2 protein-coding genes and 1 pseudogene are annotated in these 3420 nt (G+C 72.0%); all 3 read right to left on the bottom strand.

From position 1 onward, the window contains the following. Positions 1-128: 128 nt before the first annotated feature. On the bottom strand, positions 129-1220 hold the full coding sequence (gene rsgA, locus ACTWQJ_RS48685) for a ribosome small subunit-dependent GTPase A (RefSeq protein WP_443312779.1): 1092 nt from the start codon (positions 1218-1220) through the stop codon (positions 129-131). Between the two features lie 246 nt (positions 1221-1466). Beyond that, on the bottom strand, positions 1467-2957 hold the full coding sequence (locus ACTWQJ_RS48680; RefSeq protein ID WP_443312778.1) for a cellulose binding domain-containing protein: 1491 nt from the start codon (positions 2955-2957) through the stop codon (positions 1467-1469). Positions 2958-3172: 215 nt separating this feature from the next. Next, positions 3173-3420, bottom strand: a pseudogene (locus tag ACTWQJ_RS48675) (radical SAM protein); the annotation flags it as partial.

The following is a 3420-nucleotide window of genomic DNA, read 5'->3' as shown; positions in this document are numbered from 1 at the left end:
AAGAACGCCCCGTCGAATCGCCCGTCCCTGCTGCGCACGGCCTCGTACCTGCTGTCTTCGTCCATCACGCTGTCCAGTCTCCGCCGTGGGGACGAGGGCTGCTGGCGGAAATCGGACGTGACATTGGTCTACATCCAGCGCCCCCGCTTCGCCTCCATCGCCGCGCGCCCCTGCGCGCCCTTCCGCTTCCAGTCCTTGCGGATCTCCGCACGCAGCCGCGCGTCGGTCTTGGCCACGATCCGCTGGTTCTCCCGCAGGAGCTTGCGGTAGCTCTCCAGCCGTCGCACGGCCAGTTCCCCGGAGTCGATGGCGGCCAGCACCGCGCACCCGGGCTCGGACTCGTGGGCGCAGTCGTGGAAACGGCAGCGTTCGGCGAGCTCCTCGATCTCGGAGAACACATGCCCGACCCCGGTCTCGGCGTCCCAGAGGCCGACGCCCCTGAGCCCCGGTGTGTCGATCAGCACACCGCTGGCCGGGAGCAGGAGCAGGTTGCGTGTGGTGGTGGTGTGCCGGCCCTTGCCGTCCACGTCACGCGTGGCCTGCACGTCCATCACGTCCTCGCCGAGCAAGGCGTTCGCGAGCGTCGACTTGCCCGCGCCGGACTGCCCGAGCAGTACGGACGTACCACCGGAGACGACCGCCGCGAGGACCTCGAGCCCGTCCCCGTCGAGCGCGCTGACCGCGAGCACCGGCACGCCCGGCGCCGTCGTCTCCACGTCCTGGACGAGATGCGCGAGCGTTGCCGCGTCCGGCACCAGGTCGGCCTTGGTCAGGACGACGACCGGCTGCGCCCCGGATTCCCAGGCGAGCGCAAGGAAGCGTTCGATCCGGCCGAGATCGACGTCCACGGCGAGCGACACGGCGACGATCGCGTGGTCGACGTTGGCCGCGAGGATCTGCCCCTCGGACCGCTTGGAGGAGGTGGAGCGCACGAAGGCGGTACGGCGTGGCAGACACGTCCGTACGTAGCGGGGGTTGCCCGCGGGTTCGACGGCGACCCAGTCGCCGGTGCACACGACGCGCAGGGGGTCGTGCGGGGTGACGAAAGCGGTGTCGGCCCGCAGGACGCCGTCGGCGGTGACCACGTCGCACTGACCGCGGTCCACCCGGAGCACACGCCCGGGCAGCAGCCCTTCGGAGTCGTACGGGGCGAACGTCTCCGCCCATGCCTCGTCCCAGCCGTAGGGAGCGAGCGCGGCGGAAGCAGAAGTGGAAGTCAAGGGTGACCCTTCACAAGGGTGGCCCCGGCGGGCGCGCGGATGTGCGGCGCGTGAAAGGTGTCGGGTGTCAGCCGGTGGCCACGGAGGTGGACTTGATGAACTTCTGGATGCGGGCAGCGCCCATCGCAGTGACAGCCATCGGTCGACACCTCCTCAACGCGCATTCGGCAGTACGGCGGTGGCTGCGGCCACCGCCTGATGCGCCGTAACTCTAGCCGGGCGCGGGGACGGCCCGTCAAAGCATTTTCAGGCCGTGGCGCAGTCCTGCCCGTTCAGCGTGAAGCCGTACGCCGGTGAGTTCTTGCCGCGCCAGGACGACAGGAAGCCGAAGGAGATGCTGCCGTCGGCGGGGACGGACCTGTTGTAGTCGGCGGCGTCGACGACGACGCGCGCGCCGTTCTGGGTGAAGCTCGCGTCCCACATCTGGCTGATCCGCTGGCCGTCCCGGAAGGACCAGGCGACACGCCAGTCGTCGAGGGCGTGCTCGGTGGTGACGGTGACGGTGGCCTGGAAGCCGTCGGGCCACTGGCCGACGAGGTCGTACCGGACCTGGCAGGCGGCCGGTTCGTCATCGGCCGGGCCGGTGTCCGCCGGAGTGGTGGAGGTGGAGGTGCCCTGGGGTTCCGGGTCGGGGTCCTCGTGCCGCGTCGGCGGGTCGGACCCCTTGCGGTCCGACGGCTCGGGCGACGCGGACGACGGGTCGGAGGGGCGGGGGTCGACGGACGGTAGGGAGGGGCGCGGGTCGGCGACGGGCTGGCGGTCGGCGCCGTCGCCGGATGCCGCGGCGTTGTCGCCGGTGCCGCCGCGGGGCATCAGGGTGACGGCGAGGGCGAGCAGGGAGACGAGGGCGGCGGCGACGAGGAGTCCGTTGCGCAGGACGCGTGCCTTGTCGGCGCCGGCCCCCGCCGCCTCGTCGTCCGGGTCGCCCGCGTCGGGGCGGCCGGCACCGAGGCGGACCTCGGCGGCCCGGCGGCGGCGTTCCAGATAGGCGAGGCCGCCCCAGCCGATGACTCCGCCGGCCAGGGCGCCGGGCAGTGCGCCGCCGTGCAGCCGCAGGCAGGCCGCGGCCTCCGCGCACTGCACACAGCGGGCGAGGTGCCGGGAGAGGTCGTCGGGGGTGTCGGCGATCGGTGAGCGGGTGATCGCGTCGAGCAGCCGGGCGTAGCTGCGGCACTGCGGGCTCAGCGGCGTGTCGAGGTGGTTGCGCAGGCAGCGGTCCCGGAACAGGCCACGTACCTCGGTGAGTTCCTCGGCGACGCCGGACGGATCGAGGCCGAGCCGGCGGGCCACCACCGGCAGCGGCAGCGCCTCCACCTCGGCCAGCCACAGCAGTTCCGCGTCGGGTCCCTGCATGTCGCGCAGGGCACGCAGGGCGAGCGGGCGGCGCAGCGGCGGGCCGGTGTAACGGGCGGCCTGCTCGGAGTTGAGCCACAGGCGCAGTTCGGGGTCGAGTCGGTGGCCCTCGCCCTGGCTCTCCCAGTCGGCCGCCGTGGTGCGGACGGCGGTCAGCAGCAGGGCGATCCGCGGCAGTCGGGGGGCCCGCCGGCCACCGTTCCGATGCGTTCCGGAGTCGGCGGAGCGGGCCTCGCGTATACCGTGTGCGAACGCCTCCCGGGCAAGCTGTGTCGCCGCCGCGGAGCCGGACGTGCACAGGTCGGCGTACGAGAGCACCGTGTCCCAGCACTCGGAGAACAGCGCGGCCTCGGCGGCGTCCTGGGGGGTCGGCAGGTCGGGCATGAGTCTCCTGCATCCACATGCGAGGTCAACTCACCATGTTGGCAAGGGAGTTGGGGGGAACCTCGGGGCGGGTCAAGAGCTTTTCACGGTTCCGACACAACTGACAAGCCGCGTATTCAAATCCCCCTTGCGTTCCTCCGTCCACGCATCGGCGCTCTGTGACTCATACGGATGGGGGGCCGGAACGTCTCGATCCGGCTCAGGGCGTGTCCGCCCTACACCTCGGCCGGCTCCTGCGCGGGCAGACTGTCCATGAAGGAGCTCACCGAGAAAACCGCACGGCCGGGTCCGGGCGGGCCGTAGCCGGGGGGCGAGGAGAGACCGAAGTCGTCCATGGTGGCGCGGTAGGCCTCAAGGAGCCGGATGTGGTACTCCAGCGGCGCGCCCTGTGGGTTGGCCTTGCCGAGCGGGGTCGTGGGCTCGGGGCACCAGGTGGTGAACCGGGGCGTGATGCCGTGCGACA

This window comes from Streptomyces sp. KR55 (assembly GCF_052245645.1).
GTDB classification, from domain to species: domain Bacteria; phylum Actinomycetota; class Actinomycetes; order Streptomycetales; family Streptomycetaceae; genus Streptomyces; species Streptomyces flavusporus.
The sequence above is the reverse complement of the archived record's forward strand: the minus strand, read 5'-3'. Positions and strand labels throughout refer to the sequence as shown.